This is a genomic window from Pseudomonas sp. BB438, assembly GCF_057180225.1.
This window is the reverse complement of sequence record NZ_CM170001.1, coordinates 3,013,744-3,028,856: the sequence shown is the minus strand read 5'-3', so window position 1 is coordinate 3,028,856 and position 15,113 is coordinate 3,013,744. Positions and strand designations below refer to the sequence as shown.

Below are 15,113 nucleotides of genomic sequence, written 5' to 3'. Positions count from 1 at the left end.
GGGATTCCAGAGACAGACGCCAAACTAAAGTCTGGCCAATTGAAGCGAGCGATTATATCGGGGCGGCACTCCGGAGACCGAACTTGAAGTTCGGCCTCCGGAACTCGCTTATTCAGCGTGGCCGCTTAGAGCGCCATGTCGCTGGCCGCTTTTTCCGCTGCCGGGGCGGCATCGGTCGGCTGCGCGGCCGGGGCCTGGTCGATGGCCGGCGGCGGGTCCAGTTGCAGGACCTTGGCGGTATAGCTCCACTCCTCGAAGGTCTTCTCCGGGCTGTCGTTGAGCTTGGTGCCGTAGCTCGGGACGATCTGGTGGACCTTGGCCTGCCACTCGGGCGTGGCGAGCTTGTCCTTGAACACCTTCTCCAGCACGTTGAGCATGATCGGCGCAGCGGTGGAAGCGCCCGGCGACGCACCCAGCAGGCCGGCAATGCTGCCGTCGGCGGAAGCGACGATCTCGGTGCCGAGCTTCAGCACACCGCCCTTGTCCGCGTCACGCTTGATGATCTGCACACGCTGGCCGGCCTGCCAGAGGCGCCAGTCTTCTGCCTTGGCTTGCGGGAAGTACTCGCGCAGTGCGGCGAGGCGGTCGTCGTCGGAGAGCATCAATTGGCCCGCGAGGTATTCCACCAGCGGGTACTCGTCGATGCCCACGCGGGTCATCGGCCAGACGTTGTGAACGTTGGTGCTGCCCAACAGGTCGAGGTACGAGCCTTCCTTGAGGAACTTGGTGGAAAAGGTGGCGAACGGCCCGAACAGGATCACGCGCTTGCCGTCGAGCACGCGGGTATCCAGGTGCGGGACGGACATCGGCGGTGCGCCGACCGAGGCCTTGCCGTAGGCCTTGGCCAGGTGCTGCTGGGCGATGGTCGGGTTCTCGGTGACCAGGAACGAACCGCCCACCGGGAAGCCGGCGTAGTCCTTGGCTTCCTCGATACCGGACTTCTGCAGCAGGCGCAGCGCGCCGCCCCCGGCGCCGATGAAGACGAACTTGGCGTCGGTCTCGGTGACGCTGCCGTCCTTCAGGTTCTTGTACTCGACGCGCCACGTGCCATCGTCGTTGCGGGTGATGTCATCGACTTCGCTGGAGAGCTTCAGGCTGAAGTTCGGCTTGGTCTGCAGGTAGCCGGCGAACTGGCGGGTGATCTCGCCGAAGTTCACGTCGGTGCCGATCGGCGTCCAGGTGGCGGCGATCTTCTGCGCAGGGTCACGGCCCTGCATCATCAGCGGCACCCACTTGGCGATCTGTGCCGGGTCTTCGGAGTACTGCATGCCGCGGAACAGCGGGCTGGCCTGCAGCGCTTCGTAGCGCTTCTTGAGAAAGGCGATGTTGTCGTCGCCCCAGACGAAGCTCATGTGCGGGGTGGAGTTGATGAACGAGCGCGGGTTCTTCAGCACGCCGTTCTGCACCTGCCAGGCCCAGAACTGACGAGAGATCTGGAAGGACTCGTTGATCTCGACAGCCTTGGCGATGGTGACGTGGCCGTCCTTGTCCTCAGGGGTGTAGTTCAGCTCGGCCAGGGCGGAGTGGCCGGTACCGGCGTTGTTCCAGCCGTTGGAGCTTTCCTGGGCGACACCGTCCAGGCGCTCGACCATTTCCATGCTCCAGCCCGGCTCCAGCTCGTTGAGCCAGACAGCCAGGGTGCTGCTCATGATGCCGCCGCCGATCAGCAGCACGTCGACTTTCTTGGTTTCCGCGAACGCGGGCGCGCAATTCACTGCCAGAGCGAGGCCCAGCAGTGCCCCGCTAACTTTCTTGATCATCGAAAGGTTTCTCGTCGTTAGGGCTTGGCCGTCCCCACCGGCGTCATTCAGCGTGAAGGCCGTGCCCCACGCACAGGGCGCGAACGATGGGCAAGGCGACAGATGACGAGGATGAGTCGGGACTCAGTTCCCTCCTCCGCCGGCTCTCGGGCCTGCTTGATGGAATGAGGGACGTCCTGCGCAGAGAGACACGCAAAGCCTTCGGCTTTGGCTTTTGTTGTGGGAGGGATGCATGGTCTGCTGAAACGTTTGTGCATTCTATAGAAAGCGAACCGCATCACCAACCTTTGCAGTCAACTATCGGATGGCTGATCTGCCAGTCAGCCGCCTCCGATTGTTACAAGCCAGTGTCGGATCGGGACTTGCAGGGGGAGACACCCAGCGATGCCGTTCGCGAGCAAACTCGCTCCTACAAAAAAGCACGGAGCCCGACCTGTAGGAGCGAGCTTGCTCGCGAACAGCCCTGGCACCGACCTTCCCAGCCAATCAGAACCCCGCGCCTCACAAAGCGATCCCGCACCACAACGTTACCGAAGCGCACCGTCAACGCGCACGAATCGCCCTGCCCGTTACCGTTCCGCCCCGTCCCCGCACGTCAACACCTACCCCGCTTTCGTCCGTGAGCCGCTCTACCCCGCGCAATTCCAATCACTTCGCCCTCATTGGCACGGCAACTGCTTAATTGCATGCATGGATAATTGGATCCAAAAATCCACGAGGAAGCACCCATGCGCCTGGTACCCGCTGCCCGCCCCCCGATGAGCGCCGAAGACGAGGCCTACGACTACCTCCTCCAGGCCATCTGCACCGGACGTTACAAGACCGGTGACCGCCTGGTGGCCGAGGACATCGCCAGCGAGATCGGCATGAGTCGCATGCCCGTGCGCGGCGCCTTCAAGCGCCTGGACGCCGAGGGCCTGGTGACCTTGCGGCCCAACCGCGGGGCCATCGTCAGCGGCCTGAACATCGAGGAAATGCGCGAAGTCTTCGAGATGCGCAGCGCCCTGGAAGGCCTGGCGATTCGCATCGCCGTGCCGCAACTGACCGACCGCGACCTCTCCCGCCTCGAGCGCATGCTCGACGAGATGGACGACTACCGCGACGACAGCGCCGAGTGGGTCAGCCGTCATCGCGCCTTCCACGAATACCTCTGCAGCCTCGCCGGGCGCCCGCGCCTGCTGCGCCAGATCACCGCGCTGTACTCGGTGATCGAGCCGCACATGCGCCTGTGGCTGCAGCATGTCGACAAGCCCATGAGCGCCCGCGAAGAACACACGGTGATCCTCGACGCCCTGCGCTCGGGCGACGCCCGCGAAGCCGAACGGGTGATCGGCGACCACATCGAGGGAACCATCCCGTCCCTGGCCAAGTTTCTCGAGGCGCAAGCCACCTGAAAGCGCGTTCCACCCACGCGCACTCCACCCAAACGCAATCCACGAAGAAGCGAATTGAAGCAACGGGCACCTAGACCCGTACTTCTGTGTCCCTGAACTGCCCCTGGCAACCCCACCCCGGAGCTCAATATGTTCGAACGCAGGATCCCGCAGTGCCTTCTCGCCCTTTGCCTGGCCGCCCCGCTGGCGCACGCCGATGTGAAGATACCCGACCGCTTGCAGAGCGCCAGCAAGGTGACCTTCTGCGGCGGCATGGACTCTCCGCCCATGGGCTTCTACGACGCCAACCAGAAACTCACCGGGGTCACCATCGACCTCGGCGAGGCCATCGCCAAGCGCTTGGGCGACAAGAAGATCGACTGGCGCATCACGCCCTTCTCCGGGCTGATCCCGGCGCTGCTGGCCGGCCAGTGCGACATGCTGGTGGACCAGCTGTTCGACAAGCCCGAGCGGCGCGAAGTGATCGACATGGTCAACTACATGTACTCCAGCCAGGCCGTGGTGGTCGCCAAGGGCAACCCCGAGGGCATCCGCACGCTGGACGATCTCTCCGGCAAGAAGGTCGCAGTACTCAACGGCTCGACCATCCGCACCCTGCTCGACGCGCACAACGAGAAGCTGGCCAAGGCCGGCAAGCCGCCGATGAAGGTGGTGGTCTACAACACCGACACCGACGCCTTCCAGTCCCTGCGCATCCGCCAGACCGACGCCTACGGCACCACCGTGGAAACCGCCGGCTACTACCAGAGCATGGCGCCGGACCTGTTCGAGATCGGCGTACCGGCCTTCGCGCGCATCCTCACGGGCCTCGGCATCCGCAAGGATGACAAGCAGCTCAGCGAGGCCGTCACGCAGATCATCAAGGACATGCAGGCCGACGGCAGCTATGCCGCGCTGCTGGCCAAGTGGCACATCGAAGGCGACAAACTGGACTGAGGTAACGAGACATGAACTTCAGTTGGGACGTGTTCTGGCAATACCTGCTGCGGCCGAGCGACATCTACCTCTACGGCCTCTGGCTGACCTGCGTGATCGCCGTCAGCGCCATGCTGCTGGGCTGCGTGCTCGGGCTGCTGGCGGCGCTGATGCGCCTGTCGACCAACCCGCTGCTGCAATACCCGGTGCGCTTCTACGTGTGGCTGATGCGCGGCACGCCGCTGCTGGTGCAGATCGTCTTCCTCTACACCGCACTGGCCGCCGGCGGCCTGTTCCACTTCGAGGACCTGGACCTGGGGCTGTTCATCCTGCCCGGCAACATCCAGGCGGCGATCATCGCCCTGGGCCTCAACGAAGGTGCGTACATGGCCGAGATCATCCGCGCCGGCATCGGCGCGGTGGACAAGGGCCAGTACGAGGCCGGCAAGTCCCTGGGGATGACCTTCCCCAAGCTGATGCGCCGCATCGTGCTGCCGCAGGCCTTCCGGGTGATCGTTCCGCCGCTGGGCAACGAGTTCAACGTGATGCTGAAGAACACCACGCTGGTCAGCGTGATCGGCGTGCAGGAGCTGCTGCTGAGCACCCAGATGGTCACCTCGGCGACCTTCCGCGTCTTCGAGCTGTACCTCGTCGTCGCGATCTACTTCCTCGCCCTGACCACCCTGTGGGGCTTCTTCCAGCGCTGGCTGGAAGTGCGCTTCGGCAAATCCGACGGCCACGCTGCCGCACCGAACCGCCTGTTCGGTCGGCAGGCGATGAAACTGCTGAGGGGGCGTTGAGATGATCCCGGACATGAAAGACGTGGTGATCCAGGCCCGCGACGTGCACAAGGCCTTCGGCGAACTGGAAATCCTCAAGGGGGTTTCCCTGGAAGTGCGGCGTGGCGAAGTGGTGGTACTGATCGGCGCCTCGGGCTCGGGCAAGACCACTTTCATCCGCTGCATGAACCACCTGGAAGACATCCAGGCCGGCAGCATCCGCGTCAACGGCGAACTGATGGGCTACCGCGAACGCCCCGACGGCAAGCTGGTGCGTGACTCGGAAAGCAACATCGCCCGCCGTCGCCGCGACATCGGCATGGTGTTCCAGCGCTTCAACCTGTTCCCGCACATGACCGTGCTGGAGAACATCATCGAAGCGCCGACCCAGGTGCTCGGCGTCTCCAGGGGCGAAGCGCTGGACCAGGCCCGTCGACTACTGGCGCGGGTGCGCCTGTCGGACAAGGCCGAGCACTACCCCGGCCAGCTCTCCGGCGGCCAGCAACAGCGCGTGGCCATCGCCCGCGCGCTGGCGATGAAGCCCCAGGCCATGCTCTTCGACGAACCCACCAGCGCCCTCGACCCGGAAACCGTCGGCGAGGTGTTGCAGGTGATGAAGGAACTGGCCGACGAAGGCATGACCATGGTGGTCGTCACCCACGAGATGGGCTTCGCCCGCGAAGTGGCCGACCGCGTGGTGGTGCTGCACCAGGGCGAACTCATCGAGGAGGGCCCGCCCGCGCAGGTCTTCGGCAATCCGCACCACCCGCGCACGCGGGAATTCCTCAGTCGCGTTCTCTAGCCACGTCTCCCAAACCAGTCACAAGGAATAGTCATGCGTAAACGCGTTCTGCTCGCCAGCACACTGACCCTCCTCGCCTGCGCCACCGCAGCGCAGGCCGACGACAAGCTGGTGCGTTTCTACAACTGGTCCGACTACATGGGTCCGGACACCCTGAAGAACTTCGAGAAGGACACTGGCGTCAAGGTCCAGTACGACGTCTTCGACACCAACGAGATGCTCGAAGCCAAGCTGCTCTCCGGCCACTCGGGCTACGACCTGGTGGTGCCGTCCAGCCAGTTCCTCACCAAGCAGATCAACGCCGGCGTCTACCAGAAGCTCGACCGCTCGCAGCTGCCCAACTGGAAGAACCTCGACCCGCGCCTGATGAAGCGCCTGGAAGCCGCCGACCCGGGCAACCAGTACGCCGTACCCTACATGTGGGGCACCGTGGGCATCGGCTACAACGTCGACAAGGTCAAGGCCGCCCTGGGCGACAGCGCCCCGCTGGACTCCTGGGACCTGATCTTCAAGCCGGAGAACCTGGCCAAGCTGCACGGCTGCGGCGTCGCCTTCCTCGACGCGCCGGTGAAGATCATCCCGCAGGCACTGCACTACCTCGGCCTGAACCCGAACAGCACCAACCCGGACGACTACACCAAGGCCTCCACCCTGCTGCAGAAGCTCGCCCCGTCGATCACCTACTTCAACTCCTCCAAGTACACCACCGACCTCGCCAACGGCGACATCTGCGTGGCGGTCGGCTACTCGGGCGACGTGATGCAGGCGCAGACCCGTGCCCAGGAAGCCGGCAAGAAGATCGACGTGCGCTACGTGATCCCCAAGGAAGGCGCCAACCTGTGGTTCGACATGCTCGCCATCCCGCGTGACTCGAAGAACCCCAAGGGCGCCCACGAGATGGTCAACTACCTGCTGCGCCCGGAAGTCATCGCCCCGGTCAGCGACTACGTCGGCTACGCCAACCCCAATACCGGAGCCACCGCGCTGCTCGACCCGAAAGTACGCGACAACCCCGGCATCTACCCCAGCGACGCGGTGATCGAGAAGCTCTACGTCTCCGCCGACCTGCCGCCGAAGATCCAGCGCGTGATCACCCGCGAATGGACCCGAATCAAAACTGGCCAATGACCTTCGAAGAGCCCTGCCATGCTTAAGTTTTCCGCTCACGAGTATCCCTACGCCTCCCAGCGCCAGAGCGTGTTCGCCCGCAACGGCATGGTCGCCGCCTCGCAGCCCCTGGCTGCCGAGGCCGGCATCGCCATGCTGCGCGCCGGCGGCAACGCCATCGACGCCGCCATCGCCACCGCCGCCGCACTGACCGTGGTCGAACCCACCGGCTGCGCCATCGGCGGCGACGCCTTCGCCCTGGTCTGGGTCAAGAACCAGCTGCACGGCCTGGACGCCAGCGGCCACGCGCCCGCCTCCCTTTCCATCGACAAGGTCAAGGCGGCTGGCCATGACAAGATGCCGGTGCACGGCTGGCTGCCGGTCACGGTGCCGGGCATTCCCTCGGCCTGGGCTGAGCTGTCCGCACGCTTCGGCAAGTTGCCGTTCGCCGACCTGCTGCAGCCCGCCATCGCCCTCGCCCGTGACGGCTTCCCGGTGTCCCCGGTGGTCGCCCACCAGTGGGAAATCGCCCGCCGCGAGTACCAGCAAAGCCGCGCCGCCGAGCCGGCGCTGGAGACATGGTTCGACACCTTCACCATCAATGGCGAAGCTCCAAGCGCCGGCCGGCTGTTCCGCAACCCGGCCCAGGCGAAAACCCTCGCCGAACTGGCCGAGACCAAATGCGAAAGCTTCTACCGTGGCGCCATCGCCGAGCGCCTGGCCGCCCACTCCGCGGCCACCGGTGGCGAGCTGAGCGCTGCTGACCTGGCCGGCTACAAGCCCAAGTGGGTCGAGCCAATCAAGGCCAACTACCGCGGCTACGACGTCTGGGAAATCCCTCCAGCTGGCCAGGGCCTGATCGCCCTGATGACCCTGAACATCCTCCAGGGCTACGACTTCGACCAGCGCGACAGCCAACTCACCTGGCACCGCCAGCTCGAAGCGATGAAAAAGGCCTACGCCGACGGCCTGCACTACATTACCGACGCCGAGCACATGCGCGTCAGCACCGCTGCGCTGCTGTCCGACGACTACGCCGCGCGCCGCCGCGCCGAGATTGGCGAGCAGGCTGCCGAACCCAAACATGGCGACCCGCACGCCAGCGGCACCGTGTACATCGCCACCGCCGACGGCGAAGGCAACATGGTCTCGTTCATCCAGAGTGCCTACCACGGCTTCGGCTCCGGCGTGGTGCTGCCTGACAGCGGCATCGGCCTGCAGAACCGTGGTTCGGAGTTCAGCCTCGACCCGGCGCACTCCAACGCACTGGCGCCGGGCAAGAAGACCTTCCACACCATCATCCCCGGCTTCCTCAGCAAGGATGGTGTAGCGGTCGGCCCGTTCGGCGTGATGGGCGGCTACATGCAGCCCCAGGGCCACGTGCAGATGGTGATGAACCTGGTTGACTTCGGCCTCAACCCCCAGGCCGCGCTGGATGCCCCGCGCTGGCAATGGCTGGGCGGCATGAAGGTCGGCATCGAGCAGCACGCCAACCGCGACCTGGCCTTCGGCCTGGCCCGGCGCGGTCACGAGGTGGAGATCGCCTGTGACCTCACCGACTACGGGCGCGGGCAGATCATCGTCCGCGATCCTGAAACCGGCGTGCTCTGCGGCGGTACCGAGCCGCGCGCAGATTCGCATATCGCGGTCTGCTGAGGGCCTCCCCGCACCTCACCGAAGGCCAGCTCCGGCTGGCTTCTCGGGGAGGTGCGAGGTTCAGCCTGGCGGGTTTTCTCCCGTTTTCCTGCACGCGCCGCCTTCGGGCTTCAGGATGATCTCCACCCGCCGGTTGGCGTTGCGACCCTCTTCGGTTTCGTCGCTGGCTACCGGCTGGCTATCACCCGCGCCGCGCACCTCGAAGCAATCGTCCGGGATATCGCCCATGCGCTGCATCCAATCCCGCACCGCTGTCGCACGATCGCGGGACAGCTCCAGGTTGCGCCGGGCATCTCCCGTTGAGTCGCTGTGGCCGGTAATGACGATCAGCCAGCCCGGCTGCGCCTTGATATCGATCAGGCTGTTGATCAGTACCTTGGCTGACTCCGGGCGAAGCTCCGCCTTGCCTGGCGGGAACAGCAACGCGCCGTCCAGGCGCACCGCCTGGGGTGTCGGCGTCGGTGCGGTCTCGACCCGCACCGCCTGCCAGCCTTGGCTGTATGCCCAGGCAAGCAACCCGGACAAGACGATCAGCACACCCAGCAGCAATAACCAGGGCCAGAACGCGCGGCCTTTTCCCCGTGTCGGCACCTCCGGCCTGTCCACCTTGAGCACTACCACCGCCGGTGTATCGCCGCGCTGCTGACGCACCGGCCGGCGCTTCCGGGTCGGCACGGCAACGCTCGGCGGATCAGCCTTGGCCTCCGCCGCCGCAATCGTGACCACCCAGTTGGTCGCGGCATCATCTTCTGGCGAGAGCCTTCTGAGCAGCCCCTGCACCTGGCTGCGCAAGGCCTCCAGTGGGGCCAGTGTGGCCTGCTCGCGACGTTGCAGCAGTTGCGCCAGCTCCTTGAGCGGCTCGTCCAGCTGCAGCAGATCGGACATATCCGACTCCGACAACGGCAGCCCACGCAACCACAGTCGGAGTTGGGCGAACAGCCATCCGAGCATCTCCAGACGCACCGCCGCAGATGGCGGCCACAGGCGCTCCCAGTCACCGGCAAGCAAGGTACAGATGAGGCTCAGCCCCTCGTTCAGTCCCTGCAAACCATACAGGTGCGCGCGAGCCAGGGCGAAGGCCGTCACCGACTGCAACTCCATGCCATGCTCGCGGAATAGCGCCAGGCACAGGCGCTCCACCTTCGGCCAATCCACATCCGGCCGCGCCGGGTGGCTCAGTTTCGCCAGTTCCGCGCCCAGCGCAGCGGCTTGCTCATGCCCACTCGGATCACCGCCCAGCAACAGTTTTTCCTCGACCACCGTCATCCCTTGACCCCAATCCATTGTCATCAGCGCTGCAGATAGTCGCGTTGTTTCAGGTGGCGCATGAGCACCTTGCCCTGGGGCGCCAGCGTCGTGCCGAAGGTGGCGCGGCTGCCATCGCGCAGCTCGACCTCCAGGCTGTATTCCAGATGCCCGGGCAGCGTCTGCGGCAGCAGCACGACCTGTACCGCCGCCAGCCGCGGCTCGTACGTGAGCAGCATGTCGCGCAGGGTCGCCATCAACCCGTGGGCACTGCCCGGCATGCCGTGGAGAATCTGGCTCATGTCCGGCAGGCCGTAGTCGGGCAGATGACTGAGGGTGCCGGCGCGGCAGTTGAGGATGCGCTGCAGGTTGTCCAGCACGGACAGCATCGGCTGGGCCTCCTCGCGCACCTGGTGCAGGTCGAGTTCACCGCTGAAGTTCTGCAGCAGCAGTTCGTATAGCGACGGGCTCTGCTCGCTCACCACCAGGAGTCCTTCTTCGGCAATGGCAGCAGGGCCAGGGTGTTGTCGCCCAGTTCGATCACCCGTGGGTTGTCCGAGTCCAGCTCGTCGCGGGCGAGCACCAGGCGCCAGTTGTCACCCTGCACATCGGGCGAGCGGAACAGCGCTACCACGGCGACGAACTGCGTATCGGCAGACAGCGGCTCGTTCAACTGCGCCCCTTCTTCGGGCTTCACCACCAGCCGGTGCTGGTCCAGCAGGTCGGCGGCCAGCAACTGATCGCCCTCGCTCAGCAGGTCCTGGTAACTGGCCTTGTCCAGCGCCTTGCGGTCGCGCAGCTGGTATACCCGCACCAGCGTCGAGACCGACAGCCCGCTCATGTCCCGCGAGTTGGTGTTCAGCGCCGCGCGCCCGCTGAAGTCCAGGTGCAGCACCTTGACCTGCTTGTAGAAGATCGCGTGGCCGACTGACTTGCCGGCATCCATGGTCCGCTGGGTCAGGCCGCAGCCAGCCAGCAAGCCGGCCACCAGCAGCACCGCCAGCAGTGATCTAGAAACGGTAAGCGACATCTTGTGTCTCCCTGCTCATCGAATTTTCACTCAGTCCCTGATAGCGCCCCAGATTCACCGTGACGCAGCTATGCCCTGCCCTTCGCCGCATGCGCTCGTCCAGGCCGGGCACGGCGGTCATGCCCAGCAGCACCGCGGGGTTGCCCAGGCAGGGCGGTGGCAGGCAGCCCAGCGGCAGCGAGAGCTGCAGACGCGCCGTGCAACGCCAGCCCAGATACACCCGCAGCAGCACCAGCAGGTCGCTGTGCAACTGTCCGCCCGGCAGCCAGCCGCGCGCCTCGTCGAGGTTCTCGGTCGACAGCACCAGCAGCAGCTGGCTGTTGGCATCCGCTCCGCTGGCACCCAGCGGCGTGCCCTGTCCCAGGCGCACCGGCTGGCGGCGCGACAGGCTGGCCGGGCTGGCCAGCGGCACCTTGCGCGGCCAGTGCGGTGTCACCCGCGCCTGGGTGCCGGGCGCGAGCAGCTTCACCAGCGCCACCACACCTTCGGCATTGCGCGTCGGCAGGCGCATCACCCCCAGCAGCGCGAGGAAGCGCGACACCGGCGTGGCAATGTGTTCGGCGGTGCCGGGAATGCCCAGGCCGATCAGCCCGAGCAGGCACTGCGACGTGTCGTCCACGCCCCCCGCCGCGAACGACGCGGGATAGGAGTACTTGCGCCAGATCCGGTAGAACTGCGTGAACACCCGGTGATTGAAGATATCGAGGAAGGCCTCCAGCGCCTCATGCCCCTCGCGGCGCTGGGCGATGTCGTCCAGGTACGCGGTGGGCATGGGCGAGTCGACGCCATACAGCCCGAGCAGGCGCGTGCGCACCGTGACCGGGCGCAGCGGATGCTCCTCGTCCGTTTCGAAGGCCTTCAGCTCACTGGCCGGGAAGCCCATACCCGGATGCGGGCGGAAGCGCACGGGGTCGTCCGCCGGGTTCGACGTACTGCCCAGCGGCGGATTTCCCGGCAGCGCCGCCTCCAGCAATTGACAGAAGCGATACAGACTGGCCTGGGGCAAGCGCTCGCCCAGCGCCTCCAGCAGCCCGCTGGCCTTCAGCCGGGAATACGCTGACTGTGGTTCTCTTTCCATCGCAGACATTTGCCCGAAGGTTGCAGGACCAGCGTGAGCTGGTTGAACAGATGAATATCGGCGTACAACCCAAAGAAGCGGTTGAGCATTTCGCCGAACAGGTGGATGTCGCCTTCGCCGGAGAAGCCGTTGGCATCGAGCGTCACCTCGATGTCGACGCCGCGCAGCAGAAAGCCCTTCTCGAAGCGCTGCACCAGGTGGTGGCGCACCTCGGCGATGGCCTCCAGGCGCCGACGGTTCAGCTCACTGTGGGTCCAGTCGTAGAGCGCCAGGGTGCCGCGCAACACTTCGGCGTTGTCCAGCATCGGCAGGAAATTCGAACCCAGGTGGCTGAGCACGCGCCAGTGGAAGCGGTCACGGTTGGGTGGATAGCAGGGCAAGGTTGGCGCGCACAGGTTGCGCACTTTGAGGCCAACCAGAGGTGACTTCACCGGTGAGTCCAGCAAGGTACTTTGCAGCGCCTTGCGCGGCAGTTGACCATTGGTGCCGGTGAGGAGCAGGGACAGGCTTTCGGTCTCGCCAAGACGATCAGCATCGAATCCTTCCCCCCCCAGTATCAGCCAGGTGTCGTGCATGCCATTGGCGCCGCGCCTCATCCGCGTATGGAAATAGCGCTCCGGCGCGTCATCGCGCAACATGCCGCCCTTATGGCGGAAGCTGGTGAAAGGAACGTAGTCACGCTTCGCGGAGTGCTTGGAGGATGAGACGTTGTCCACCGAATAGATCTCGGTATGGCCATCCTGCAAGCGCATCGGTCGCAGCAGGTAGTCGGTCTGCAACGGCGCCAGGCGCATGGGGTCGGCCTCCAGCGGGAACAGGTTGATCACCGGCACCGCATGTAGCCGCAAATTCTCGGCCGCCACCCTGAATTCATGCGGCCACTTTTCACTCAGCACCACGTCCAGCTCGAAGCCCGACAGCTCCCGCGTAATCGGCAGTTGCTCAAGCCCATGGAGGGTGACGAACATGAATTTCTCGCGGAAGGTGAAGTATTCCAGCAGCAACTGATAGCCGCTGAAGGCGCTGTCGGCCTTGGGCCACAGTCGGTCATCGTCACCAAACCCCTTGGGTGAGAAATGGCCATCCAGCTTCAGTCGGTCGGCATGGCCCGGCACTCGTAAATACAGCGCCTGGGCATTGAGCGTCAGTGCGCGGTGCAGCGCACTGGCCAAAGGCCCGTCTGCATTGAGATACAGCGGCACACACCGAAGATCGATCAGCGACCAATCCGCCAGGGGACTGCAGGCGAAGCGCAGGCGAAGGACTGAGCGGCCATCCGGCTCACTGGCCACGCTTGCCGCCTCGATGATCATGGGATTCAGCGTCACGTCCTGGGTAGTCGTATAGCAGCAACGTGTTTGCTTGGGCCCCACTGGCTGCGACAGGACCTCGAAGCCCCTGGGAACGGTTTCGCAGCGCTTCATCTCGCGAATGTCGGGTGCCAGCTCGATCACCGACAGCGACGGAATGGTGCGCAGGTAGTGCGGCCAGAGCAGGCTCACCAGCCCTTCGGTCAGCTCCGGCAGATCGTCGTCGAGCTTCTCGCGCAGGCGCCCCATGAGGAAAGCGAAGCCCTCGAACAGGCGCTCCACGTAAGGGTCACGGGCGCCTACCTTGTCCAGGTTGAGTTGAGCCGCGCGATCAGGAAACGCCTCGGCGAACTCCTTGCCCGCCTCGCGCAGGTAGCGCATTTCGGCGTCGAAATAGCGCAGGGTCAGATTGTCCATGTTCCAGTCCAGGAAAGAAGGTTCAGCCGCACAGCACGGCAGCACGAACGGGATCAATGGCGACCAGGGCGGCCAGCAGGCCTTCCATGCGCCGCGCCAGGGCGGGTTTGTCGGCATCGCTGCGCTGGGCCTTCTGCCGCAGCAGCTTGAGCAGGCGCGCCTTGACCTCGAAGCAAAGCTCGGGCTCCCAATCGCTCAGGGCCTGCACCTGGCCGTCCAGCTCGGCCAGCAGGTGCACAGCCAGCTCGGCCTTGCCGTGCTGCTCAGCCACGCGGGCCATCAGCAGGCGCAACAGCCAGCGCTGGCGACCACTGCGCAAGTCCGGTCGCGACGCCAGCCAGGCCAGCGCCGCCTCCACGCCGTCACTGTCAGCCTGGGCCAGGGCTTCGCTTTCCAGCGCGAGCACATCGTCACTGGCCGAGCCGGCGAGCACCGCCGAGCTCATCCATTGCGCAGCCTGCCCCGTGCTGATGTGCTGGGCGATCCAGTGGCGCGTGTCCTCGTCGGCGAACGGCGTGCCGTCGCTCCAGCGCAGTTGCTCTAGCCCCGGCAGGCGCTCCAGCAGCATGCGCAGATCACTTTTGACTAACTCGGCCCAGCCATCGTAGGGCTTACCTAGCCGTCCCAGGGCCTGGCACAGGTGCCATTGCAGGTCGAGCCAGAAGTGGTTCACCCCTTCGGCGAACATGCGCTCGGCGTGGTCGAGCAGTTCGGTCCAGCCCTGCTGCAGGTTGAGACGCTTGAGTTGCGCCCGGTACTCCGTGCGCGGCGGCGCCAGCCTGGTGTTGCCATTGGAGTCCTGGGGCGGCAGCTGGTGCACGGTGTCCCAGCGCAGGCTGGTCAGCAAACGATGTGCCGCCAGCCAGCCCTGGGGCTGGTCGCGCAGATAGCTGGCGAGCATCTTGCCGCTGTCGAGCAGGTCACGGCCGGATTGCACCTTCCCCGGCGCCGGAACCGCGGATGCCAGCGTCGGTTCGTTATGCGCGGCGCTATTCTGCGGCACCAGCGCATTCACCCCGCCGGATTGCGCCAGGCGGCTGCCCAGCGCACCGTACAGCCCACCCAGCCCCGGCCGCTCGGCCTCCGCCCAGACGGCGAAGATGTCCTCCAACCAGGCCAGCGCCGCGACGGTGCGCTGGGTCTCCGCCTTCACCACCTCGGGGTACAGCAACAGGCTGTCCAGTACCTTGGCACTGGCCAGCCATTCCAGCGCCATGCGCCGGCTGTTCGGGCGTGCCGGCAGCACCTGATTGCCAAAGCGATCGAGCATCGCCGCGAGCAGCTCCAGGCCATCGGCGAAACCTGCCTCGCCGTCGCCCTGCGTACGCGCCCAGAGGTAGTAGCTGACGATCCGCACATCCTTGCAGCGCTGCTTCAACAACTGCTCCGCCAGTCGCGCCACCAGCTCCACATCGGCGGAGGAAAGCTTGTTGACCTCCTCGCGCATGCGCTGGAAGTCGTCGTCGTAACCGGGGTCCTCGCCCACCGGTGCCGCGCCTGCGATTGGCTTCAGCCAAGTGTCCCACCGTGTCGCCTGCGCCTTGGCCAGTGCGACGGCGTCCTGCCCTTCCAGGCAGGTCGATATCAATCCCTGCAAACTCATCGATGCGTCCTGACATC

Annotated in this window: 13 protein-coding genes; 6 read left to right on the top strand and 7 right to left on the bottom strand. The window is 65.5% G+C overall.

The features are described from left to right. Positions 1 to 125: 125 nt before the first annotated feature. Complete coding sequence (mqo, locus tag AC1ZV1_RS14140) at positions 126 to 1,760, bottom strand: malate dehydrogenase (quinone) (RefSeq protein WP_484297294.1); 1,635 nt, start codon at positions 1,758 to 1,760, stop codon at positions 126 to 128. Positions 1,761 to 2,488: 728 nt separating this feature from the next. Here mqo and AC1ZV1_RS14135 point away from each other — a divergent pair. From AC1ZV1_RS14135 to AC1ZV1_RS14110, 6 genes are all read left to right on the top strand, one after another. Next, entirely contained in the window at positions 2,489 to 3,154 is a 666-nt protein-coding gene (locus AC1ZV1_RS14135) for a GntR family transcriptional regulator (protein ID WP_484297293.1), read from the top strand. A gap of 129 nt (positions 3,155 to 3,283) precedes the next feature. After that, a complete protein-coding gene (locus tag AC1ZV1_RS14130) occupies positions 3,284 to 4,090 on the top strand; it encodes an ABC transporter substrate-binding protein (protein ID WP_484297292.1) in 807 nt (268 codons plus the stop codon). Between the two features lie 11 nt (positions 4,091 to 4,101). Then, a complete protein-coding gene (locus AC1ZV1_RS14125) occupies positions 4,102 to 4,869 on the top strand; it encodes an amino acid ABC transporter permease (RefSeq protein ID WP_484297291.1) in 768 nt (255 codons plus the stop codon). Between the two features lies 1 nt (position 4,870). Then, positions 4,871 to 5,650 (top strand): amino acid ABC transporter ATP-binding protein, encoded by a 780-nt coding sequence (locus AC1ZV1_RS14120; protein WP_484297290.1) that lies wholly within the window; start codon positions 4,871 to 4,873, stop codon positions 5,648 to 5,650. Between the two features lie 33 nt (positions 5,651 to 5,683). Continuing rightward, entirely contained in the window at positions 5,684 to 6,778 is a 1,095-nt protein-coding gene (locus AC1ZV1_RS14115; RefSeq protein ID WP_484297289.1) for a polyamine ABC transporter substrate-binding protein, read from the top strand. Positions 6,779 to 6,796: 18 nt separating this feature from the next. Then, positions 6,797 to 8,413 carry a gamma-glutamyltransferase family protein gene (locus tag AC1ZV1_RS14110; RefSeq protein WP_484297288.1) on the top strand — a complete coding sequence of 539 codons (1,617 nt, stop codon included), beginning with the start codon at positions 6,797 to 6,799 and terminating at the stop codon, positions 8,411 to 8,413. A gap of 60 nt (positions 8,414 to 8,473) precedes the next feature. On the opposite strand, the gene AC1ZV1_RS14105 is transcribed toward AC1ZV1_RS14110, so the two are convergent. The 6 genes from AC1ZV1_RS14105 to tssA are packed head-to-tail and all read right to left on the bottom strand — an operon-like array spanning position 8,474 to position 15,096. Further along, entirely contained in the window at positions 8,474 to 9,679 is a 1,206-nt protein-coding gene (locus AC1ZV1_RS14105) for an OmpA family protein (RefSeq protein ID WP_484297287.1), read from the bottom strand. 23 nt (positions 9,680 to 9,702) lie between these two features. Then, complete coding sequence (tssE, locus tag AC1ZV1_RS14100; RefSeq protein WP_484297286.1) at positions 9,703 to 10,140, bottom strand: type VI secretion system baseplate subunit TssE; 438 nt, start codon at positions 10,138 to 10,140, stop codon at positions 9,703 to 9,705. After that, on the bottom strand, positions 10,137 to 10,688 hold the full coding sequence (tssJ, locus tag AC1ZV1_RS14095) for a type VI secretion system lipoprotein TssJ (protein WP_484297285.1): 552 nt from the start codon (positions 10,686 to 10,688) through the stop codon (positions 10,137 to 10,139). The genes tssE and tssJ overlap by 4 nt, the downstream gene beginning before the upstream one ends. After that, positions 10,669 to 11,766 carry a type VI secretion system baseplate subunit TssG gene (gene tssG / locus AC1ZV1_RS14090; RefSeq protein WP_484297284.1) on the bottom strand — a complete coding sequence of 366 codons (1,098 nt, stop codon included), beginning with the start codon at positions 11,764 to 11,766 and terminating at the stop codon, positions 10,669 to 10,671. Before tssG ends, tssJ begins: the two co-directional genes overlap by 20 nt. After that, positions 11,730 to 13,493 (bottom strand): type VI secretion system baseplate subunit TssF, encoded by a 1,764-nt coding sequence (tssF, locus tag AC1ZV1_RS14085; protein WP_484297283.1) that lies wholly within the window; start codon positions 13,491 to 13,493, stop codon positions 11,730 to 11,732. Before tssF ends, tssG begins: the two co-directional genes overlap by 37 nt. A 22-nt stretch (positions 13,494 to 13,515) precedes the next feature. Further along, positions 13,516 to 15,096, bottom strand: a complete 1,581-nt coding sequence (tssA, locus tag AC1ZV1_RS14080) for a type VI secretion system protein TssA (RefSeq protein ID WP_484297282.1) — start codon at positions 15,094 to 15,096, stop codon at positions 13,516 to 13,518. Positions 15,097 to 15,113: the final 17 nt, after the last annotated feature.